Raw genomic sequence first — 21,714 nt, forward strand, 5'->3', positions numbered from 1 at the left:
GGCCGCCTACCGTTCGGTGGAAAGGTCGGCCAGACGCTGCTGTGGGCGCCCTCCAGAGGCCGCGGCGAGGGCGATGACGATCTCGTGCGGGTGGGGGGCGTCGGCGATCCGCACCTCGACGGTCTGGTGGTGGGAGCGGATCGTCGCGTCGGTGATGTGCTTCAGCGGGATGTCGAACACCGTGCCGACCGCGCCTCGCTTTTCGACGGCGGGCAGCAACGTCGTGGCGTTGGCCGCCTTGCGGAAGTGGTCACCGAACTTCAGCGTGTGGATGAGGGCCGAGCCGTGCTCGACCTCGCCGTCCAGTCCGACGATGGCGGCCTTGCCGTAGGCCTGGGCCGGAGCCTCCAGCGCCTGGAGGACCTCCGGCGCGAGGAGCGCCCCCAGGTCCGAGGCGGTGGCGTCGATGCCCGGACCGAGGTCCTGGACGAACCCCTGGCCGGCCCAGGGGTTGTCGATGACGGCGGCCACGACCGCGATGCGGGCGGCGGGGTCGACCGCACGACCGCCCTCGGCGCGGACCTCTTCGACGTAGGTGACGATCTTACGGATGTTCATGACCGGGCTTCCTCCAGGTTCTCCATGGTCACGGCGCGATCGGTGGAGCGATCGCCGATGCGAGGGTGTGGCCGGGGGCCGGTCGACGCGGCGGCGATGACGACGATCTCGTCGGACCGTGGAGCGTCGGCGATACGTGCGTTGATGGTCTGGTAGTGACTTCGCGTCGCGGCGTGGGTCTTGTGCCACAGCGGAACGACCAGGTCCTCACCGGCTTCGGCGCGGGCGTCGGCGAAGCAGATGATGGACTCGCCGTGCAGGAGCTCACGCACGAGGTTGCCGAAGAACGGCGTGTGGATGAGCGCCCCCGCGTGCTCGATCTCGCCGGAGGCGCCGACGATCGCGGCCTTGCCGAAGGCCTCGATCCGGTCCGCCCCGCCCAGGGCGGCGGTGAGCCGATCCGTGAGGAGTTCGGCCAGTACAGGCGCGACGCGTCCCTGCTCTTGCGAGAGGTCGGTGTCCGGTGCCGTGCCGATCCATGGGTTGCGGACCACCGCGGCGACACTGGCGCGGTGTGCGGGACGAACCGGTCTCGCCCCCGCCTCGGTGACGACGACATCGCGATAGGTCACCAGTTTGCGGAGAGCGATCCGCTCGGGGTGGGTGGCGATCTCTTGCATGGCACAGACACTAGAACTCACATGTATGCAAGGTCAAGAGCGGATCCGGATCGATTGGCGAGATCCCCTGGAGGTCGGGTGTCGGGGCTCCAAAACCATTGACCATCTGGAGTTATGAAGCTCCTTCCGGTGGTCGTCGATGCAAATATCGACCAGGTTCTTGACATTCGCCCTGTGACGTGGATTACGATCCCTGGCATGCCAGAGCAATGTCGGCGATCAACAACACGAGGAGTTTCATGTCCGATCCACGTCAAGTGGGTTCAGATACGGACCGCACGACAGAGTCGGAAGACCTCGTGGCCCTGAACACCGACGACTCCGGCCGGGCCAAGGCGCCGTCGGACCGCCGCGACGGCGTCAGGCGGCTGGGCTCGGTCTTTTGGACCTCGATCGCCATCGCCACGGTCTTCGTGGCCTGGGCGGTGCTGTTCACCGAGAACCTCAACAGGGTCACGGAGACCTCCCTGAACTGGGTCACCGCGACGTTCGGGTGGAGCTACCTGGTCGTCACCCTCGGGATCCTGGTCTTCCTGGTCTTCCTGGCGTTCAGCCCGGTGGGTCGCACCAGGCTGGGCAAGGACACCGACCGACCGGAGTTCTCCAACCTGACCTGGTTCGCGATGCTCCTCGGTGCCGTGATGGGCATCGGTCTCGTCTCGTACGGCGTCGCGGAGCCCATCTCGCATCTGGCGACGCCACCACATGGCCTGGCCGAACCGAACACCCCCGAGGCAGCGGTGCGCGCCCTGCAGTATTCCTACTTCGACTGGGGGCTGCACGCCTGGGCGGTCTTCGCCGTCTTCGGTCTCGCGATCGCCTATTCGACGTACCGCAAGGGGCGTCGTCCCCTGGTGAGCCAGCTCTTCACGCCGTTCCTGGGCGACAGGGTCCACGGACCGATCGGTAAGGCGATCGACGTGCTCTCCGTCTTCGCGACGCTCTTCGGCACGGCGACGTCACTGGGTCTGGGGGCGCTCCAGATCAACAACGGGATGGGACGCCTGTTCGGGATCCCCGTCGACTCGGTCTCCCAGGTCCTCGTCATCGCGGCCGTCACCGCCATCTTCACCATGTCGGCCGTCACCGGGATCAACAAGGGCATCAAGCTGCTGAGCTTCGTCAGCGGTTCCATGGCGATCGCGCTGTTCCTGTTCGTGCTGGCGGTGGGCCCCACCGTCTTCCTCGCCAATCTCTACATCGAGTCGATCGGGACGTGGGCGGGCGACTTCCTGCGAATGAGCCTGCAGGGCGCCGCGTTCGGCGATCTGGAGTGGATGCAGGGATGGACCTACTTCATGCTGGCCTGGTGGGTCTCCTGGGGTGCGTTCGTCGGCATCTTCCTCGCCCGCATCTCCCGTGGCCGCACGATCCGCGGCTTCATCGCGGGCGTCCTCACCGTCCCGAGCCTGGCCTTCTTCACCTGGTTCGCGGTGTTCGGTGGTACGGCCATCCACATCGACCTGTTCCAGGGCGGAGACATCGCGGAGCAGACCGCGGCCGACTTCGGCAACGCGTTCTTTGCCACGCTCGAACACCTGCCGCTGTCCACCCTCACCTCGGCGATCGCCGTCCTGCTCGCGGTGATCTTCTTCGTGACGAGCGCCGACTCCAACACTTATGTGTTGGGAACGCTGACCTCGGGTGGAGCACTCGACCCGAGTCGTCCCGTCCTCGTCCTGTGGGGCGTGCTCACCGGAGTCACCTCGATCGCGCTCATGATCGCGGGGGGTCTGGACGCCCTCCAGAACACCGTCATCGTCACCTCGTTGCCCTTCCTCGTGATCATCGCCGGTCTCACGCTGGCCCTGGGGAAGGACATCGCGGCGGACCACCGTGTCGAATCGACCGACGACAAGGAGAAGAAGCATGTCGCACCCTGAGTCCCGCCGAACGCTCATCGAACGGGTCTGGTCCAAGGCCTGGAACCAAGGCGACGTCGACGCGCTCGACGGTCTCCACGGCGGTGACTACCTCCGCCGCAGCGGCGAGTCGCAGCCCTTGGACCTGGACGCGTTCAAGGCGTCGATCATCACCACCCGGTCCGCGTTCCCCGATCTGACCACCACCCTCGACGAGGTCGTCATCGAGGGCGACCGGGCCGCGATCCGCTGGCACAGCACCGGCACCCACCAGGGCGCCCTCATGGGGGTCCCCGCCACGAACCGTCGGGTTCGGGTCAGCGGTGCCACCTTCGCCCGATTCGAGGGCGACCGGATCACCGAAGAGGTCGTGACCTGGGATCCTCGGGCGCTGCTCTCCGCGCTCGGGATCATCAGCGTCGGACAGGACTGACCCGCCACCATGTCAAGGAGCACCTTCATGCACACGATTCCCGCCGAGCCCGACTCCCACCTGATGAAGCAGGTCAACCGACAGTTCGTCACCGGCGTCACGGTCGTGACGGCGATGGACGGCGACGTCCCGAAGGGGCTGGCGGTCAACGCCTTCTCCAGCATCTCGTTGGATCCGGCCGTGGTCATGGTGTGCGTCCAGCACACATCCTCCACGCACGACTGCCTGTTCAGGACCGAGCACCTGGCCATCAACATCCTGTCGACCGACCAGCCGGACGTCGTCGCCCGCTTCGCGGGTAAGTCGGATGACAAGTTCAAGGGCCTGGACTGGACCCCGGGGCCCTTCGGGAGCCCGTTGATCGCCCGCAGCAGCGCACGGATGGAGGTGGAGATCCGGGAGAGGCTCCGAGCCAGTACCCACACCGTCTTCGTCTGCCGCGTGGTCCACGCGGACGTCACCGACAACGCCCCCATGGTCTACGGTGCGGGTCGCTTCTTCGACGGTGGAGCGCTCTCCCCTCTGGGATAATCGGCCATGGGATCCCGACACGGAGAAGGAGGTGCCCACGTGGCGCGAGGCATGCGCGGATCGACCCCCACATCCATCCAGGCCACGGTCATCGAGGAGATGCGGGGGCGCATCATCAGCGGTGTGTTCGAGCCCGGCACCCCCCTCTCGGAGCTCGCCCTGGCCGAGGAGTACGGGGTCAGCCGTACTCCGGTCAGGGAAGCGCTCAAGCAGTTGCAAACCGAGGGCCTGGTCGAGATCAGGCCCCGGGTCGGCACCTTCGTCACCGCTCCCTCCCGACGGGAGATCATGGAGCTCTTCGAGATGAAGGAACTGCTGGAGGGCGCCGCCGCCCGACTCCTGGCACAAAGAGGGCGGGTACCGGAGATAGACCGGCTGGAGCGCAACCTCCGAGAGTCCGACGAGGCGGTCGCACAGGACGACCAGGGACGGTACGCGGAACTGGTGCACGAGTTCCACGACCTGCTCGTCCAAGGCGCCGACAACCACAAGTTGGAGGCTCACTACCGGACACTGATGAACCAGCTCGCCTACACGCGCCTGGTGAAGACGTCCCTGAGTCAGCCCGGGAGGCCGCTCCAGTCCGACCGCGAACACCGCCACGTGCTGGAACTCGTGGTCGCCAAGGACGGGGACGGCGCCGAACGCGTGATGCGCGAGCACGTTCGACAAAGCCGTCGCGCCCTCCTGGCCGGCCTCCCGGCGGGGTCGTCGGAGAAGGGCCGCTCCCCGGGGCCGGGTGTCGCGCCCCCTTGTGATGGTGCCGCGTAGGGAAGAGGTCCATCCGGTGGCGTTGTTGCGACAGGGGAGGAGAGACGACGGGAGCAACGATGACGGACAAGGCGGAGTTGCCGGAGACGACCGACGCGGTCGTCATCGGTGCCGGGCAGGCCGGGCTCTCGGTGGCCTGGCACCTGCGTCGACTCGGGCTGAGGCCCGGGGTCGACTTCGTGGTTTTGGACCGGGGGCCGCAGACCGGTGGAGCCTGGCAGTTCCGCTGGGAGGCGCTGCGTCTGGACGACGCCCACAAGATCGACGACCTGCCCGGCATGCGGGAACTGGAGCTCAGTTTCGACACCGCCGACCCCGAACGCCCCGCCCGGGACGTGGTCCGTGACTACTACCGCCGCTATGAGGACTCCTTCGATCTGCGGGTGGTGCGCCCGGTCCAGGTGCGAGGGGTGCACGACCACGACGAGGGGTTCCGGGTCGTGACCGACCGAGGGGAGGTCCTCTCGCGGACCGTGGTCAACGCCGGCGGCACCTGGGGTCGACCGTTCCGGCCCTACTTCGCGGGTGCGGCGGACTTCCGGGGCATCCAGCTCTCCACCCCCGACTACCGGGCCGCCGAGAACTTCGCGGGGATGCGGGTCCTGGTGGTGGGCGGTGGTACCTCCGCGGTGGGGTTCCTGCGCGAACTGGAGGGCGTGGCCGCGAGCACCACATGGGCCACGCGCAGACCCGTCACCTTCGTCGACGACCCGGAGGGGCCGATCAACGCGGTGCGCGCGGCGGACGAGGCCGCGAGGGCCGGTCGTCGCCTGCCCAGCATCGTCGGTGGCACCGGGCTGCCCGCGACCCCCGCCAACCTGGCGGGCCGGGACCGTGGGCTGTTGGTGGACCGGCCCATGTTCACCGCGATCGAACCCGAGGGGGTGCGCTGGCCGGACGGCACGTTCGAGCCGGTGGACGCCATCATCTGGGCCACCGGGTTCCGGGCCGAACTCACCCACCTGGCCCCATTGCGCCTTCGCGAACCAGGCGGAGGGATGTGGGTGGAGGATGGCCGCGCGGTCCGTCGACCGGGTCTGTTCATGGCCGGGTACGGGCCGCAGGCCAGCACCATCGGCGCGAACCGGGCCGGGCGGGCCGTCGCGCGTCAGGTGGTGGCCGCGCTCCCTAGCCGGTCGGCATCACGTTGATCAGTTTCTTGTTGACGAACTCCTGGATGCCGGCGGAGGAGAGTTCCTGGCCGTAACCGGACCTCTTGGTACCACCGAACGGAAGCTCCGGCCGGGTCCAGGCCGGGTGGTTCACGAACACCATCCCGGTCTCGATCCGCCTGGCGACGTCCACACCGTGGGCGATGTCCTCGGTGAACACCGACCCTCCCAACCCGAAGCTGGAGTCGTTGGCGACCCGCACCGCCTCCTCCTCGTCCATGGCCCGGAAGAAGAGGGCGACGGGACCGAAGAACTCCTTGTCGTAGACCGGGTTGTCCCTGGTGACTCCGGTGAGGATCCTGGGCTGGACGAACGCGCCCTCCTCCGGAACGGGATCGCCGGGCGTAATCATCAGGGCGCCGTGGTCGACGGCCTCGTCGACCAGGGCGTCGAGGTCGTCGGCGGCGCTCTGCGAGGACAACGGCGGCAGGGTCGTGTCGGGGTCGAACGGGTCGCCCGCCCTGAGCTCGGCGAGTCCTTCGCCGAACCGCCGCAGGAACTCGTCCGCCACCTCCTCGACCACGATGATCCGCTTGGCGGCGACGCAGCTCTGACCGGCGTTGTTGAGCCGGCCCCAGAGCGCCCGCTCCACGCTCAGGTCGAGGTCGGCGTCGGCGAGCACGATCAGGGCGTCACTGCCGCCGAGCTCCAGGGTGCTCTTCTTCAACTCCTCGCCCGCGTGCGCGGCCACACTGGCACCCGCGCCCTCGCTTCCGGTGAGCGCGACCCCGCGGATCCGGGGATCCTGGATCGCGCGGCTCACCTGGTCCTTGCTCGCGTAGACGTTGGTGTAGGCGCCCTCCGGCGCGCCGGCCTCGCGGAACAGCCGCTCGAAGGCCGCGGCGGACTGCGGCACGATCGACGCGTGCTTGACCATCACCACGTTCCCGGCCATGAGGTTGGGGCCGGCGAATCGGGCCAGTTGGTAGTAGGGGAAGTTCCATGGCTGGACGCCGAACAGCACCCCGATCGGGTCGCTGACCACGATGGCCTCTCCCGCCTCGGGGTGGTCGGTGGACACCGGCTCGGGGGCCAGGAACTCCTCGGCGTTGTCCGCGTAGTAGTCCAGGATCGAGGCGGCCAGGTCGACCTCGCCCAGGCTCTCGCCGTACAGCTTGCCCATCTCCAGGGTGAGGAGACGGGCGAACTCGTCGGGTCGTTCGCGCAGGATGCTCGCGGCGCGGGCGACGACCTCCTTGCGCTCGTCGAAGGACTTGGCGCGCCAGGATTCGAAGGTCCGCTGGGCGGTGTGGACGGCCCGGTCCAGTTCCTCGTCCTCGATCCCCGGGAACGTCGCCAGGGTCTCGTTCGTGTAGGGGTTCGTGGTCGCGTAAGCCATGAGGTTCCCTCCATCCGTCTCATGGACCCCCTGCTCGGTCGACGCCGGTAACGAAACGTTCCCCACGTAAAAAACCGTTGGGGCGTTCGCCGGTGCGACGCTAACGTGCCCGGTGACCGAACGCTTCCGCACCGAAGGGGACCCCGATGAACAGCGTCGTGACCCTCATCCGTTCCGCCACCCTGTCCGACGTCGCGGAGTACGCCTACGCCGCCACGGTCCCGTCCGGGACACGACTGGTCTTCACCGCCGGCGCGTGCCCGCTGAACGCCGACGGCACCACCGCCGCCGTGGGCGACTACGCAGGGCAGGCCGCGGTGTGCGTGGCCAACCTGAAGACCGCCCTCGCGGACGCCGGCGCCGCACTGACCGACGTGGTCAGTACCCGGGTGCTGGTCGCCTCCACGTCCCAGGAGGATCTGGTGACGGCCTGGGAGGTGGTACGGGACGCCTTCGGCGAGCACGACGTCCCCAGCACCCTGCTGGGCGTCACGGTCCTGGGCTACGACGACCAGCTCGTGGAGATCGAGTCCGTGGCCGCCCTACGAGAGTAAGAGCACTGGAATCCCGCCTGTGGACAACCGGGTTCCCGACGTGGGTTCGGCCTAGGATCGGGGAGACAGAGGTTCCCAGAACACGGAGGGTGTGCGCCATGCGGGCCAATCGGCTGCCGACCGAGGAGATCAAGCGCGAGACCGCGGCCTTCGCCGACCGGATCACCTCCGACGGACGCTTCGGTCGCACCGCCGAACCGGGACGCTATCGGCTGGTGATCAACCGGGCCTGCCCCTGGGCGCACCGCGTCGTGATGACCCGCCGCCTCATGGGGCTGGAACAGGTGGTCTCCCTGGCCGTCACCGACCCCGTGCAGGAGATCATCGAGGGCGACCCGCACTGGGTGTTCACCGAACGCACCGGCAACCCCGACGACAAGGACCCCGTGCTCGGCATCCACGCCCTGCGCGAGGCCTACCTGGCCCGGGACCCCGACTACGACGGCGGTGTGAGCGTACCCGGACTCGTGGACGTCGCCTCCGGCCACCTGGTCTCCAACGACTACGACCAGATCAGCGTGGACATGGCCACCGAGTGGGACGGTCTGGCCCGCGCCGGCGCGCCGCGACTGTACCCCGAGGAGCTGCGCGAGGAGATCGACGCCGTCAGCGCCGAGGTCTATCGCGACCTCAACAACGGTGTCTACCGTTCCGGGTTCGCCCCCGACCAGGAGCGCTACGAGCGGGCCGTTCGCGGAGTCTTCGACCGCCTGGACGCCCTGGAGGAGCGCCTGACAGAACGCCGTTACCTGGTCGGCGAGCACATCACCCTGGCCGACCTGCGCCTGTGGGCCACCCTGGTGCGCTTCGACGCCGCCTACCACGGCCACTTCAAGTGCAACCGGCGCAAGCTCATCGAGTACCCGGCGCTGTGGGCCTACGCCCGCGACCTGTTCCAGACCCCGGGCTTCGGCGACACCACCAACCTGGAGCACATCCGGGTCCACTACTACGCGGTGCACACCGCCATCAACCCCACCGGGATCGTGGCCGTCGGCCCGGACCCACGGGGTTGGCTCACCCCACACCACCGGGAGGAGCTGGGCGGTCGCCCGTTCGGGGACGGAACGCCGCCGGGACCCGTGGTGGAGGGTGAGCACGTCCCACCCCTGGAGGAGCAGGGCTGAGGGGCCCTGCGAGCGGGGATTCGGGAGGAAAGATGGAGGTCGGGGCCGAGAGGTAGGGGCAGGCTTGTGGGCGGGGCGCCCAAATCCCCGACCTCAAGCGCCCCGCCAACACCACCCACCCCCGGGCGGCACGAAACCGGCGAAACCAACGGCTCCTCCGAATCGATGGGATCACGCCCAAGAGCCACAGCTTCGGCCCGGATGTCCCGAGCCGGTGCTCGTGCCCCCTTCCGTCAGCGGGCGGGGTGGTGGGCCGCTACCAGGAGTTCGACGTTGCGGTCGGCCGGGGAACCCAGCTTGGCGGGCTCGGCGTAGAGGTCGTTGACGGACAGTTCCCGGTAGAGGGAGGCCAGCCCGACGGGGGAGAAGTCTCCGTGGTCGACCTGGTAGGGACTGTCGGCCTCCACGAGGGTGGTGAACAGCGACATGGTCCCGTCGGCGTTGTCGACGAGTTCGACGCAGCGGGCCAGCTGCGGGTGGTCGATGTGGGAGGCGGTGTTGATCGGAATTTTTCGGGTGGCGCAGATCCCGGGCTTCAGCCCTGGGGAGAGCCGTCTTTCCGCGAACGGGATCATTGAACAGCCCTTTGCCATACGATGAGTTACGCGTCCGTCACCTTGCGCTCGAACCGTGACATCACTTCCAGTGTGCCTTTCACGTGCTCTGGTGCCCCGAGTACCGGCGCCGCGTCCTCGGCGGTCGCATCGAGGAACGGCTGAAGGAGATCGCGCGCGAGGGCATGGCCGACAAAGGTGAAGATGGAGGTCATGCCCGACCACGTGCGTCTACTCGTGGAGGTCGGCCCCCGGCTCGGAGTGCACCGGCTCGTCAAGACCATCAAGGGTCGCTCCTCCCGTCTGCCGATGCTGTGCACCAACGGCTACTTCGTGGCCACCGTCGGAGGCGCCCCGCTGGAAGCGATCGAGCGGTACGTGCACAACCAGAAGAGCCGCTGAGAGGGGGTGTTCCACGATGTTGTCGGGTCGTCGTTACCGGCTTGCTCTGACCGATGCGCAGGAGGCGATGTGCACCGAGTTCGGTGACATCTGCCGGGCGGTGTGGAACACCGCCCTGGACCAGCGCCGCCAGTACGTCGACCGCTACACCCGGGGCCGACAGGGTCCTTTCTGTGGGTACCACCTTCAGGCCGGGCAGTTGGCCGAGGCCAAGACGGAAGAGGCCTGGCTGAAGGCGGCCCCCTCGCATGTGCTCCAGCAGACGTTGCAGGACCTGGACCGGGCATGCCACCAGAAGGGCACCTTCAACGTGCGGTGGCGGGCCAAGTACCGGTGGAGCCCGTCGTTCCGCTTCCCCGCCGGGAACCTCATCGTGGTGGAGAAGCTGAACCGCAAGTGGTCGCGGGCCAAGTTGCCCAAGCTCGGGTGGGTGCGGCTGCGCTCCTCCCGCCCCATCGGGGGCACGATCCGCTCGGCGACCGTATCCCGCAAGGGCGGGCACTGGTTCATATCGTTTCTCGTCGAAGACGGGCTGTTCACCCCCGAGCACCATGCGGGAACCCCGGTGGGGGTGGACCGGGGTGTGGCTGTGGCGGCCACGTTGTCCACGGGCGAGTTCTACGACCGCCCGTTCGCCACTGTGGGGGAGAAGACCCGGTACCTACGCCTTCAGCGCAAACTGTCCCGGCGTAGGAAGAGGTCGACCAACCGGGCCAAGATGGTGAAGGCCATGGGGCGGATCACCACCCGTGCGGTGGAACGGCGCACCGACTTCTGCGGCCGGCTCGCCCGCACACTGACCATCCGGCACAACGTGGTGGTGTTGGAGGAGTTGCGCACCACCAACATGACCGCCTCCGCCAAGGGAACCATCGAGACCCCCGGCAAGCAGGTGCGTCAAAAGTCCGGACTGAACCGGGCCATCCTGGACAAGGGGTGGCACCGGCTCGAACTCGCGCTGCGCAACGCCGCACGCAAGACCGGCACGCGGATCGTGCTGGTCGACCCCGCTTACACCTCGCAGACGTGTCATCGGTGCAAGGTGGTGGACGCCCACTCGCGCAAGAGCCAAGCCGAGTTCGTGTGCACCTCCTGCGCACACACCGACCACGCCGATGTGAACGCGGCCAAGAACATCCTTTACGCCGCAGGGCATGCGGTGTCAGCCTGCGGAGACCTCGGGGGTTACCCGGTCTGTGAAGCAGGAACCAGCGCCCCCGCGAGGGACAGCGCGCCGACCGGCGTTATCGCTGGTGGGAATCCCCCGGCTTTAGCCGTGGGGAGGAAGTCAAGTGCAGGTCGGTGAACTGGACGAAGGCGGCCAGCGGGGTGCGCCGGTCGTCGCGGTCGCTCTGGGCGGCCACGAGGTCCTCGCGGACCTCGATGGGCCAACCGGGCCCGGAGGTCAGCAGCTTGTAGCCGTCACCGACAGCGGTACCGACCTCGGCGAGGGTGGCCCCCTCCGGGGCCACGACCCGGTCCAGGGGCTGGCGCATGAGGCTTTCGTGGGCGGAGGCCGAGGTGGGGTAGGCGCCCAGAGCGAGGGCGCCGCCGACCCCGGCGGAGGTGGTCAGGAGGAATCCACGCCTGTTGAGGGAGGGCATGCGTGCGGGTCCTTTCGGGGGTACGGGGGCGCACTCATTGAAGAACACCCGGTGCGCTGGGGCAATGGGTGGTGGGCGCCCCCGATCGCCCCGGAGAAGAGAGGGCCGGGGCCGGATGGGTAGGATCACCGGTTCGGCTCGTACCGAACCCCGTTCGGTGACGGTCGGTGATGGGACGATGTCCACCCGCGCGTCGCCCTCCTGCCCGGTCCCGTTCGCCGGACCCCGCCGAGCCCGTCATGAACATGAAAGCGTTTCACGTCTGGCCGGAACCGGCCGGCGCCGGTGGGAGGCCAGACCAGGGAGGCTGCTAGCTTTTCGTGGCGGAATGTGGCCTTCGTCGTAGGGAGTGGGGTTCCGGGCCCACCGAAACACGTGGCCGAAGGACTCTCCCCGAGTGGTCCCTTCCTCGACCCGGCCCTGGCCCCCTCCTGCCTCGCCGCCGACGGCCACGCCCACTCATCGGCGCACGACCCTCGATGAACGGAACGGAACAGTGACTCAAGAGAAGAACCCCGGGGTGTTGCGCAACGCCCTGACCTGGTGCGGGGCTGGGTCGGTGGCCGGCGCCCTGCTGTGGCTCGTCATCGTGGCCGTGGTCTACGGCGGGGAGGCCTTCGGCGGAGGTTCCTGGTGGATGCTCTCAGTGCTGGTCGGGGTCCTCGCCCTCTTCCTCGTCGTGGACCGGCGGGAGGATTCCGAGAAGCGCTACCCGTTCCGGATGGTCCCCCTGGCCGTGGTCGGGCTACTGGTGGCCTGGCCGACCTTCCCCCGGGACTCCTTCGAAGCCACCACACGCGACGCGGGGACCTTCTCGCCCTCTCCCCCCGAGGTGCACCTGTGGGTGGCCGCCTGCGCGGTCGGCCTGGGCTGCTCGCTCCTGCTCCTCGGACTGAGTCGGCCCGAACCCCGGCCCTGGCTCCACGCCCTGCCCGCCGCCGGAGCGGGCTCGCTGGCCGTGGCCCTTACCGGGACACTGGTCGGTACCGTTCTTCTGCCCTGGGTCCCCCGACAGGTGGCCGGCGACCTCCCCGACCCCTCCCAGGTCCCGGCGAACGTCGCCCGGGTGGGCTGGGAGTGGCGGCCGCCCATGGGCGCCGAGGTCACCGAGGTGCTCCCGGGCGGCCACGGGCCCCTCGTCCTGCTCCGCGACGGCGCCGTGGCCCTGGACGGGACCGATGGTGAGGAACTGTGGTCCTACCGGCGCCCCTACGATCCGGTCCGCGACGTGTGGGTCGACGAGGGCCATGTGCACGTACGGCACCAGGTCGGCACCGACGACGGCGGTGAGGGCCTCCTCCAGACGGTGGCGCTCGACGCGGAGACCGGAGAAATCGCCGAAGAGGACTCCGACGCCGTCGTCCCCCCTGGTGGTGGGGTGCGAGAGCACGGCCGCGAACTGGTGGCCGAGTCCCTGGACCTGCCCCAGGAGTGCGTGGTCTCGCAGCACATGGTTCATGATCGGCTGCTGGTCGGTGTTTTCGGCTGCCCTGAAGACCCGGGCACCGACACGGTCGTGGCCGTCGACCCGAGATCGAGGACCGAAGTCTGGCGCACCGAGTGGGACGCGTCCGCCGAAGGTAATGGCCCCAGACCCACCAAGACCCCCACCACGTGGGCGGGGAGCCCGATCGTGGTGGACGATGGGCCGCAGGGACGCACCGTCGTCCTGGACCCGGCGACCGGGAACGAACTCGTCACCCTCCCGGATGGGACCGAAGCCGACGACTTCCAGGGCGTGGTCCACGCGGATCCACGGGGAAGCGTCGTCGCCTTCGACACCGACCGATTGGAGTACACCTTCCACCGTGCCGACGCTTCGGGCGAGATCACCGACACCGCCGTGCTGACGGAGACCCACCTGAGCGTCCACATCGGTTCCGACAAGATCGTCGTCCTCGACGACGCACTGGTGATCACCAGGACCCACGGCCTGCACGCCGACGACATCGAAGTCGTCGTCCAAGCGGTCCCGTTCGGAGAGACGACCACCTGGGGCGAGGGGAACGTGCTCCAGGACGATCGTCAGATCGGCACGGTATCGAGCGAACCGATCCTCATGCCGACACCCGGCGCGGTGGTCCTCCTGAGCGAGGACGAACGATCACAGGTCCTCGAAGGATTGGTTCCCTGAACCGGACCGGCCGCCCAGCGGGGATCCCGGTCCGAACACCTCTCCCGATACGGTATGGTTTTCCCTGTTGGCAACGCCGCAGGCGCTGGTCAACGGACGGGACGTAGCGCAGTTTGGTAGCGCACTTGACTGGGGGTCAAGGGGTCGTGGGTTCAAATCCCGCCGTCCCGACGCAGTAGGAGAGGGGTCCACCGCGAGGTGGGCCCCTCTCTGTTTCTCCGACGGGGTGTCGGCCCACGTCGTATCGGACCGTAAGGTCAGCCTCGGTTGGGCGACGCTTCCAGTGAGAGGGCCTGGCCAGGACACAGGTGCACCGCTTCGCGGGCCTTCTCGATCAGCTCACTCCTCGGTGTCTCGTCCAGCACGATGACCGTGGCGTCGTCCTCGCTCTGGTCGAACAGCTCGGGCTCAGTGAGCACGCACTGTCCGGCGCCGACGCACCTGTCGGTGTCCGCGATGATCTTCATGGTCCTCATCTCCTGAGGTGGTGGGTGGGGCGGCCTCTACCAGGTGACCGGGAGCTGGTAGAGGCCGAAGATGTTCGCGTCGTCCTTGAACGGCAGTTCGTCGACGTCTCTCGCCAACCGCAGCGTGGGGACACGGCGGAACAGTGTGTCGAACACGATTTGGAGTTCCATTCGGGCCAGGTTCTGTCCCAGGCACTGGTGGGGTCCGAACCCGAACGCGACGTGTTGGCGCGCGTGCCGTTCGATGTCGAGCTCGTCCGGGTTCTCGAACGCCCTCGGGTCACGGTTGGCCGCATAGGAGAGTGCCAGCACGCCTTCCCCGGCTTTGATGAGCTGCCCGCCGATCTCGATGTCCTCGATGCACAGCCGGGCTGTCGCCGCGTCGATGATCGTGAAGTACCGAAGCATCTCGTCGACCGCGTTGAGCGTTTTGCCTGGATCGGTCCTGATCTTCGCGAGCTGCTCCGGGTTGCGCAGGAACGCCACGGTCGACAACGAGATCATGTTCGCCGTCGTGTCGTGGCCGGCCACGAGTAGCAGGAGGCCCATGCCGGTCAATGCCGACCGCCGGTAGGTGCCGTCCGCGCGCAGCTTGACGATCTGGCGCCCGAGTAGATCGTCCGGCGGGTTCAGTTCCTTCTCCGCGACGAGGTCGGCCATGTAGCCCTGGATGGCCCCCATGGCCGCACCCCGTTCCTCGGGCGGCGTCGACTGCTTGATCACCTTCACCGTGAGGCCCTGGAAGAACTCATGGTCGGCGTAGGGCACCCCCAGCATCTCGCAGATCACCAGGGACGGGACCGGCAGCGATAGCGATTTCACCAGGTCACCGGGGTGCGGGCCGGCCAGCAGCGCGTCGATCTGCCCGTCGACGATCTGCTGGATCCGCGGCCGCAGCGCTTCCAACCGGCGCACCGTGAACTCGCCGAGCACGGCCTTGCGCGCCGGCCCGTGCTCGGGCGCGTCCATTTCGAGCAGCATGCGCTCCGCGTCCGGCCGCCGGGACACCGCCTCGCCCTCGACCAGTGCTGGGAAATCCGGATGCTGCCGATGGGCGCTGAACCGTCGGTCGTTCAACACGTTTCGCACGTCTTCGTGGCGGCTGACCACCCAGGCCCACCCCCCGTCGGGCAGGCGAACCCGTGAGACCGGTTCTTCTTCGCGGATCTCCTGGTACGCCGGCGGCGGCGCGAACGGGCACGTACGGGCCATGGGGAACTCGTGCTTCTCGGTGGTGGTCATGACTTCTTCCTTCCACGACGTCACGGACAGGCGATAGGGATTGGACTGCCAAAGCCATGTGTGAACGGCAGCCGACCGACTGGTGCGATCGGATTCGGCTCTGGGATGTGGCGGGCCGAGGAGCCGCAACGGACCACCGGGACCGACAACATCGGCGGATTCAGACTCGACCCGTCCCCTCATGGGCGAAGTGCGGTTCCGCCGCTGCCAGCCGTGGTACTGGGACGTCCAGCCGCCGTGCCTCGGCCAGGACGTCCCTGCAGACCGCACGCGGCTCCTCGGCGTCGGGGTCGGAGTGCGCCGCGAGACTCACGCGCGCGAGCGCGAAATGAGCGGTCAGCCAGGCGAGCGCGGGGGCCGTCAGCCAGGTGGGTGCCCGGAACAGCAGCACACCGCCCCAGTGTTGGCGCAGGTCAACGCCACGCGCCTGGAGGAGCGGCAGCAGCTCCCGGCCGGCCAGTAACCCTTCGCGCAGGTCGTCCGTTGCCCCGACCAACTTGGACAGGGAACCCAGCCGCAAGCCCTGCGAGAAGAGGCCGGCATCCGACACGAAATGGACCCACAGCCAGCCGCGGAAGTCGGACCGCTCCTTGATCCGGAGCCCGGCCTGGCGAAACGCCTGGCGAACGGCCCGCTCTCGGTCGGTCGGGGGCGGGCCGAGGGTGCCGAAGACCACCGACGGCAGCAGCGCCCCACGGAGCACGCCGTCCGCGCTGAAACCGCCACCGGCCTGGGGGAAGCCCCAGGCGATCCGGTCGGCGGGGAGGTCGCCGATCGCGGCCGCCGGCTCGGTCCAGATGTTGCCGAGGATCAGCACCGTGGCCCGGCCCACACGCGGGGCCAGGAAGGCCGTCGCCTCCGCGATGTGGTGGTGCGGCACGCTGAGCACGATCAGGTCGAAGTCGTGGTCCGGCTCCAGCGCCTCGCGGTAGCGCACCGGCCACTTCTCGACGACGCGCTGCCCCCACATCCGGCGCCGCGTATCGATCAGGTCGAGGTCCACAGCGTCTCCGTACGTCGCCGCGCGGCCCGGCCGGACGTAGAACTCGACGTCATGCCCGGCTTGTTCGAGGGCCCAGCCGTAGATGGTGGCGATCACGCCTCGGCCGAACATCAGGATCTTCATGGCACACCTCGTGGGGTATCATTTATGTGGAGACAATCTCCACTTTGAAGATATGGAGACGATCTCCAGTTGTCAACGGGAGGCAATGCATGACCGCAGGCAAGCCGCTGCGCGCCGACGCCCAGCGCAACCGCGACGCCCTGCTCGCCACGGCTCGGGAGGTCTTCGACGCGGGCGACTTCTTCGACTTGCGCTTCGACGACTTCGCCCGTCTGGCCGGGGTGGGCACCGGCACGCTGTACCGCCATTTCCCCACCAGGGAGGCGCTGGCCGAGGCGGTCTACCACAAGGAGGTCGCCACACTGTGCGCCCGTGCTCGCGAACTACAGGGCGAGCTGCCGGCGGCGGAAGCGCTGGCGACCTTCCTGCGTGCCATGGTCGACCACATAGGTGCCCACGAGGGCCTGGCCCGGACGCTGGCCACGCTCATGGCCAGCCGCTCGGGTGCGCTCGCCGAAGGCGGTAAGGCGTTGGAACAGGCGGTCGCGGACCTGGTGACCGCAGCCGTCGCGGACGGCGGCATCCGTGACGACCTGGGCCCCGGCGCCATCATGATGGCACTGCACGGCATCGGCGCGGCCCACGATCGCCCCGACTGGCGGGCCGAGGCCGACGATGTCATCACCCTCGTGCTGGACGGGCTGCGCCGCCCGCTATGACAAGGCGCGACGCGAGGTCTGACGAACCGCTGGACTCGGGGCCGTCACGCTGATGCGCGGTGGTCGGGCGCCCTTGGGGAACGTTCGTGTCTTCCCGCGCCCGCCGGCGATTCCGGAGCGGTTCACGTCGGTAAGGAGGCGGGCGGTGCCCACCTGGGAGCGATCGCGCTGGGGAGGGTGGACCCGCCCGCCGGGTGCTACTACGCGGCTGTTCGACGCGATGCGCTCACTTGGCCGGAGCCCTCGGAACCCGCTCGCGACGACAGGGTGAGGGACGCCCTGTGGCGGGACAACGCCTCACTGGTCGACCTCCAGCCGTGACAGTCGGGCGATGTGCCGCCGTGGCCGGACTTGAACGGGTTCGCCGAGGGGGCCGCATGGCCCTTTCACATGCGTTCGGCGCCGTTCCGGATGGCCTCCCGGATACGCGGGTAGGTGCCGCAGCGGCAGATGTTGCGGATGCCGTCCAGGTCCTCGTCGGTGATCTGACGGCCCTCGTCGGAGGCCCGCCGGACCAGGGCGACGGCCGTCATGATCTGGCCCGGTTGGCAGTAGCCGCACTGGGACACGTCCTGCTCCAGCCAGGCCTCCTGCATCGGGTGCAGGTCTTGACCGACGGTGTCGGGCAGACCCTCGATGGTCGTGATCTCGTCGGACTCCTCCAGGGCCGAGACAGGGACGGCGCACGGGGTGATCGCCCTGCCGTTGAAGTGGCTGGTGCAGGCCTGGCAGACGCTGATGCCGCACCCGTACTTGGGGCCGGTGACACCGAGGACGTCGCGCAGTACCCACAGGAGTCGTACGTCGTCGGCGACGTCAACGGTGACCTGTTCACCGTTGAGGCGGAAGGTGTGCTCGGGCATGGGGGGTTCTCCTCGGTTCAGACCGCGTCGTCCAGGCCGTCGGTGGGGGATTCGGGGATCGGGGGCACGGTCGGGATGGGGTCGAAGGACAGTTCCCCGTGGTTGATGGGGAAGGTGGTGGGCATCGTGCCGGTGGCCCGACCGTACGCGCAGGCCACGGCCGCGTTGGCCGGGGCGACGGCCAGTTCGCCCGCGCCGCCGGGCTCCCCGTTCGCCGGCATCACGATGACCTCCATCTCCGGAGGCGTGTTCCACTGGCGGGTGTAGAAGTAGTTGTCCCAGCTCGCTTCGAGGAAGTGGCCGTCTTCCAGGTGCAGGCTGGAGGACAGGGCGAGCGCGATGCCGTCCATGATCCCGCCCTGCATCTGTGCCTCCAGGCCGCGCGGGTTGACCGCCAGACCCACGTCCACGGCGCAGACCGCCTTGGTCACGCGCGGGCCCGCCACACCGTTGCGGATGGGGCGCTCGATGGTCTCGGGTCGGCAGTCGATCTCGACCAGTACCGCGCACACGGACTTGTACTCGTGCATGAACGCGATGCCCTGCGCGGTGTTCTCGGGCATCTCCCGGCCCCACTCGCCGACCTCTGCGACCTTGTCCAGGACCGCGCGGGAACGTTCGTCGTCCAGGAAGTCGCGCCGCAACTCGTAGGGGTCGCGGTCCCACTCCCGGGCGAGCCGGTCGACCATCAGTTCACGGGCGGTCAGGACGTTCGGGGAGTAGACGTTGCGCATGCTCCCGGTGTTGAAGCTCCGGTTGGTCTCGTTGAGCAGGCGGGTGCTGAGCCCGAAGTCGTAGGACGTCGCCTGGGAGAGCTGGAAGAACACCTGGGAGAACGTGCCGTCCAGCCCCGGGACCTGCGCCGCCATGGCGGTCACCACGTCGCCGAACCCGTGGCTCAGGTCGGTGGCGACGCTGGTGTGCCGCTGGTCGTAGCGCAGCACGTGGTTGCGGGTGTGGGAGATGCGTACGCGCGAGATCGCCATCGGCTGGGTGCGCCCCTGGCGGGTGTCGTCGGCCCGGTGCCACATGAGCTTGACCGGCTTGCCGAACGCCTTCGAGGCCTCCGCCGCCTCCAGCGCGGCGTCGAAGAACAGCTTGCGCCCGAACGAACCACCGCTCTCGGTGATGTGCACGGTCACCGCGCTCTGTCGCAGGCCGAGCAGCTTGGCGATCTCGCCCTGGGCGACGATCGGCGACTTCAGCCCCGCCCAGATCTCCGCTCTGTCGGAACGCACGTCGGCGATCGCGCAGTTCGGCTCCAGGGCGCTGTTGTTGCGGAAGTGGAAGGTGAACTTCTCCTCCATCCGGGAGACGCCCGGCAGCGGCAACGGCATGCGCGGCTCGGCCCCCTCCAGTTCCCGGAGCACGTCCGCGTCGGACAACCCGTCGGCGCTGCCCGAGGCCCAGGAGACCTCCAGGGTCCGAACGGCGTCCATGCACTGGCCGAAGGTCTCGGCCCGTACCGCCACACCCGTGGAGATGCTCGCGACGTCGGTGACGCCCGGCATCTCCAGTACGGCGTCGGCGTTGGAGACCGAGGCGGGCGTGCCGTTGATGGTCGGTGCCCGGCACACCATGGTCGGTAGGGCGTTCTCCACGGCGAGGTCCATGGCGAACTTCTTGCGCCCGGTGACGGCGTCGAGCGCGTCGACGCGGTTCTGGGGTGTGCCGACGACGTTGAACGCCTGCGCCGACTTGAGTTCGACGTCCACCTCCTCGTCGGTCTCGCTCGCGGCCTTGGCCGCCAGGGTCCCGATGTCGGCGCTGTGTCCGGCCTCGTCGGAGATCACGCCGTCTCGCAGGGTCAGTGCGTCCACGTCGGAGCCGAACTCGTCGGCGGCGGCCTCCATGAGCCGCAGTCGTGCGGCGGCGGCCGCGATCCGGATGGGGGTGTAGGTCGAGATCGTGGTGTTCGAGGCGCCGGTGAGCTGGTTGAAGAGCAGTTCCGGTCGGGCGTCGGCCAGGGTGACCCGTACCCGGTCCAGCGGTAGGTCCATCTCCTCGGCGATCAGCATCGCCGTCGACGTGGTGATGCCCTGACCGACCTCCGCGCGTGGCAGGGCGAACGAGACCGTGCCGTCGTCGTGGACCTCGACCGTGATCAGCAGCGAGGTCGGCTTGGCCGCCAGCGTCATCACGTCGTTGAGGTCGACGATGTCCGTCAGGTCGGCGGCCTGTGCCTCCTCGGCCCCGGCCGCCTCCGGTAGGACGAGCTCCGCGGCGGTGACCAACGTGGCGCCCGCCAGCACGTATCCGAGAAAGCGGCGTCTACCGACGACGTGCGCGCCGGGACGGGGCGCGAGGGGTTGTCCGGATTGACTCATCGAATCGATCTCGCCATTCCTTCGTTGCTTCGCCGCGACACGGGTCCACGGCGCGGAGGTACCGTGCCGCGGACCCGGCGAGGGGTCAGTAGTCGGGGTTGTTGGTGGTGGGGATCTCGATGCTGATCGGCTGGAGCTCGGAGAGGAAGAGCAACATCGCTCGGCGCAGGAACTCGTCGAAGGTCCAGTAGAGGGTGCTGGTGCCGGGGAAGCGGTCGAGCACGCCCTCGCGAACGGCGACGAACGGGTCCCAGAACGTGTCCAGCGCCCGGTCCCAGATCGGTTCCTTGGGGATCTCCAACCACTCGGCGATCTCGTCACCGAGCATGAATCGGGTGAAGGCGCCCAGGATCGGTCGGCTGACGATGCCGGCGTCGACGTTCTTGGCCAGGTCGAGGAGGATGTCGGCCAGATCGATGCCCTCGCGGGTCGGGGCCAGGATCGGGTCGAGCACCTGTTCGGCCTGCGAGTTCGCGGCGTCCCATGAAGCGGGGATGTACTCGTCGTCGACCCCGAGCATGGCGGCGCTGACCTGCCAGGAGTGCAGGAAGGCATCGGACTCGTCGTCCGGGATGGGGATCTCCCAGTCCGTCAGCATGCGCATCACGGTGGTCGGCAGGCTGTGCCAGGTGACCATGATGTCCGCCTGGCTGATGGGGATCTCCTCGTCGGCGACCTCCTTCCAGAAGGAGGACTGCGGGAGCAGGTGTCGCACCGCGGCGTGGACCAGTCGGGTCTTGACCGCGGTCACGATCATCTCGCCGTCGGGCCGGTAGGCGTTGGTGGCGCCGATGTCGTAGCCGAGCTTGGCGGTCTTGGAGATTCGGGCCTTCATGTCCGAACCCCCCTTGGAGTAGTAGACCGCCAGGGCCTCGCGCGGGATGACGGTGGACATCATGCCGCTGGCCAGCCCGTACAGGGTGCCGAGGTAAAGGCCGCGCTTCTCGTTGAACTCGACCGCCAGTTCCAGCTTGTCGGTGTCGGCCCAGGAGGGCATCTGCCGGGCCTCTTCCATGAAGTTCTTCAACTCCGCGGGGAGCCCGGAGGGCAGGTCCTGGTCGTTGCGGGTCCACTGCCGCAGCAGTTCGTTGACCTCGGGGACCACTCCGTCATCGAGGAGGCCGGCGACGATCGGGTCGCCCTTGGGGTCCCAGACGTTCAGGGGGTCGATGCCGGTGCCGGAACCGGCGATGGACTGGTCCGCCGACCAGGTCCAGTTGGTCATGGCGCGTGCGTAGGCGGGGGACATCATGCCCATGGCCCCGAACGCTCCGAGGGTTCCGCCGGCCAGAATCGTTCGTCTGTTGAGGTCCTTCATGTCCGTGACTCCTTCACCGGGCCGGTCGGTACACCGTTGCCCGAAGAGCGG

General features: G+C 68.4%; 20 protein-coding genes, 1 tRNA gene and 2 pseudogenes. 12 read left to right on the forward strand and 11 right to left on the reverse strand.

Annotation, left to right across the window (positions count from 1 at the left end; all coding sequences use genetic code 11):
- Window positions 1–6: 6 nt before the first annotated feature.
- Window positions 7–558, reverse strand: coding sequence for an amino acid synthesis family protein (locus ACWGKS_RS04995; protein ID WP_358513683.1), 552 nt, complete (start codon window positions 556–558; stop codon window positions 7–9).
- Window positions 555–1,178 (reverse strand): amino acid synthesis family protein, encoded by a 624-nt coding sequence (locus ACWGKS_RS05000; RefSeq protein WP_358513685.1) that lies wholly within the window; start codon window positions 1,176–1,178, stop codon window positions 555–557. The genes ACWGKS_RS04995 and ACWGKS_RS05000 overlap by 4 nt, the downstream gene beginning before the upstream one ends.
- A gap of 299 nt (window positions 1,179–1,477) precedes the next feature.
- Here ACWGKS_RS05000 and ACWGKS_RS05005 point away from each other — a divergent pair, with 299 nt between their 5' ends.
- The 5 genes from ACWGKS_RS05005 to ACWGKS_RS05025 are packed head-to-tail and all read left to right on the forward strand — an operon-like array spanning window position 1,478 to window position 5,926.
- Window positions 1,478–3,061, forward strand: coding sequence for a BCCT family transporter (locus ACWGKS_RS05005; RefSeq protein ID WP_358513687.1), 1,584 nt, complete (start codon window positions 1,478–1,480; stop codon window positions 3,059–3,061).
- Window positions 3,048–3,473, forward strand: coding sequence for an ester cyclase (locus tag ACWGKS_RS05010; protein WP_358513689.1), 426 nt, complete (start codon window positions 3,048–3,050; stop codon window positions 3,471–3,473). Before ACWGKS_RS05005 ends, ACWGKS_RS05010 begins: the two co-directional genes overlap by 14 nt.
- 27 nt (window positions 3,474–3,500) lie before the next feature.
- On the forward strand, window positions 3,501–4,004 hold the full coding sequence (locus ACWGKS_RS05015; protein ID WP_358513690.1) for a flavin reductase family protein: 504 nt from the start codon (window positions 3,501–3,503) through the stop codon (window positions 4,002–4,004).
- Window positions 4,005–4,043: 39 nt separating this feature from the next.
- Window positions 4,044–4,775, forward strand: coding sequence for a GntR family transcriptional regulator (locus ACWGKS_RS05020; protein WP_358513692.1), 732 nt, complete (start codon window positions 4,044–4,046; stop codon window positions 4,773–4,775).
- Between the two features lie 59 nt (window positions 4,776–4,834).
- Window positions 4,835–5,926: an NAD(P)-binding domain-containing protein gene (locus ACWGKS_RS05025; protein ID WP_358513694.1), complete on the forward strand. Its 1,092-nt coding sequence runs from the start codon at window positions 4,835–4,837 to the stop codon at window positions 5,924–5,926.
- On the opposite strand, the gene ACWGKS_RS05030 is transcribed toward ACWGKS_RS05025, so the two are convergent.
- The gene (locus ACWGKS_RS05030) at window positions 5,904–7,286 is read right to left on the reverse strand and encodes an NAD-dependent succinate-semialdehyde dehydrogenase (protein ID WP_358513696.1); all 1,383 of its coding nucleotides are present in this window, start codon (window positions 7,284–7,286) and stop codon (window positions 5,904–5,906) included. The genes ACWGKS_RS05025 and ACWGKS_RS05030 overlap by 23 nt on opposite strands.
- Before the next feature lie 146 nt (window positions 7,287–7,432).
- Here ACWGKS_RS05030 and ACWGKS_RS05035 point away from each other — a divergent pair, with 146 nt between their 5' ends.
- Together ACWGKS_RS05035 and ACWGKS_RS05040 are read left to right on the forward strand one after the other, a co-directional pair.
- Window positions 7,433–7,840 (forward strand): RidA family protein, encoded by a 408-nt coding sequence (locus ACWGKS_RS05035; RefSeq protein ID WP_358513698.1) that lies wholly within the window; start codon window positions 7,433–7,435, stop codon window positions 7,838–7,840.
- A gap of 98 nt (window positions 7,841–7,938) precedes the next feature.
- On the forward strand, window positions 7,939–8,967 hold the full coding sequence (locus ACWGKS_RS05040) for a glutathione S-transferase family protein (RefSeq protein WP_358513700.1): 1,029 nt from the start codon (window positions 7,939–7,941) through the stop codon (window positions 8,965–8,967).
- A 233-nt stretch (window positions 8,968–9,200) separates the two neighbouring features.
- On the opposite strand, the pseudogene ACWGKS_RS05045 reads toward ACWGKS_RS05040, so the two are convergent.
- Window positions 9,201–9,470, reverse strand: a pseudogene (locus ACWGKS_RS05045) (TIGR03767 family metallophosphoesterase); the annotation flags it as partial.
- Between the two features lie 93 nt (window positions 9,471–9,563).
- Between ACWGKS_RS05045 and tnpA the strand changes: the two are divergent.
- Both tnpA and ACWGKS_RS05055 read left to right on the forward strand, forming a co-directional pair.
- A pseudogene (gene tnpA / locus ACWGKS_RS05050) lies at window positions 9,564–9,923 on the forward strand (IS200/IS605 family transposase).
- A gap of 16 nt (window positions 9,924–9,939) precedes the next feature.
- A complete protein-coding gene (locus tag ACWGKS_RS05055) occupies window positions 9,940–11,229 on the forward strand; it encodes an RNA-guided endonuclease InsQ/TnpB family protein (protein ID WP_452521765.1) in 1,290 nt (429 codons plus the stop codon).
- Here ACWGKS_RS05055 and ACWGKS_RS05060 read toward each other — a convergent pair.
- Window positions 11,168–11,527, reverse strand: coding sequence for a hypothetical protein (locus ACWGKS_RS05060; RefSeq protein WP_358514263.1), 360 nt, complete (start codon window positions 11,525–11,527; stop codon window positions 11,168–11,170). The genes ACWGKS_RS05055 and ACWGKS_RS05060 overlap by 62 nt on opposite strands.
- Window positions 11,528–12,023: 496 nt before the next feature.
- Between ACWGKS_RS05060 and ACWGKS_RS05065 the strand changes: the two genes are divergently transcribed.
- Together ACWGKS_RS05065 and ACWGKS_RS05070 are read left to right on the forward strand one after the other, a co-directional pair.
- On the forward strand, window positions 12,024–13,661 hold the full coding sequence (locus ACWGKS_RS05065) for an outer membrane protein assembly factor BamB family protein (RefSeq protein ID WP_358514261.1): 1,638 nt from the start codon (window positions 12,024–12,026) through the stop codon (window positions 13,659–13,661).
- Between the two features lie 97 nt (window positions 13,662–13,758).
- A tRNA-Pro gene (locus ACWGKS_RS05070) sits at window positions 13,759–13,832 on the forward strand.
- An 86-nt stretch (window positions 13,833–13,918) separates the two neighbouring features.
- On the opposite strand, the gene ACWGKS_RS05075 is transcribed toward ACWGKS_RS05070, so the two are convergent.
- From ACWGKS_RS05075 to ACWGKS_RS05085, 3 genes are all read right to left on the reverse strand, one after another.
- Window positions 13,919–14,128 (reverse strand): ferredoxin, encoded by a 210-nt coding sequence (locus tag ACWGKS_RS05075; RefSeq protein ID WP_358514259.1) that lies wholly within the window; start codon window positions 14,126–14,128, stop codon window positions 13,919–13,921.
- Window positions 14,129–14,164: 36 nt separating this feature from the next.
- Window positions 14,165–15,370, reverse strand: coding sequence for a cytochrome P450 (locus ACWGKS_RS05080; RefSeq protein ID WP_452456876.1), 1,206 nt, complete (start codon window positions 15,368–15,370; stop codon window positions 14,165–14,167).
- Between the two features lie 160 nt (window positions 15,371–15,530).
- Window positions 15,531–16,496: a ketopantoate reductase family protein gene (locus tag ACWGKS_RS05085; RefSeq protein WP_452521769.1), complete on the reverse strand. Its 966-nt coding sequence runs from the start codon at window positions 16,494–16,496 to the stop codon at window positions 15,531–15,533.
- A gap of 89 nt (window positions 16,497–16,585) precedes the next feature.
- Between ACWGKS_RS05085 and ACWGKS_RS05090 the strand changes: the two genes are divergently transcribed.
- Complete coding sequence (locus ACWGKS_RS05090) at window positions 16,586–17,155, forward strand: TetR/AcrR family transcriptional regulator (protein WP_358514256.1); 570 nt, start codon at window positions 16,586–16,588, stop codon at window positions 17,153–17,155.
- A gap of 386 nt (window positions 17,156–17,541) precedes the next feature.
- On the opposite strand, the gene ACWGKS_RS05095 is transcribed toward ACWGKS_RS05090, so the two are convergent.
- The 3 genes from ACWGKS_RS05095 to ACWGKS_RS05105 form a co-directional block, all read right to left on the reverse strand.
- A complete protein-coding gene (locus tag ACWGKS_RS05095; RefSeq protein ID WP_358514255.1) occupies window positions 17,542–18,018 on the reverse strand; it encodes a (2Fe-2S)-binding protein in 477 nt (158 codons plus the stop codon).
- A 17-nt stretch (window positions 18,019–18,035) separates the two neighbouring features.
- Window positions 18,036–20,345 carry a molybdopterin cofactor-binding domain-containing protein gene (locus ACWGKS_RS05100; protein WP_452521772.1) on the reverse strand — a complete coding sequence of 770 codons (2,310 nt, stop codon included), beginning with the start codon at window positions 20,343–20,345 and terminating at the stop codon, window positions 18,036–18,038.
- A gap of 85 nt (window positions 20,346–20,430) precedes the next feature.
- On the reverse strand, window positions 20,431–21,663 hold the full coding sequence (locus ACWGKS_RS05105; RefSeq protein ID WP_358514253.1) for an oxygenase MpaB family protein: 1,233 nt from the start codon (window positions 21,661–21,663) through the stop codon (window positions 20,431–20,433).
- Window positions 21,664–21,714 lie beyond the last annotated feature (51 nt).

The organism is Nocardiopsis sp. NPDC055879, from assembly GCF_053615935.1.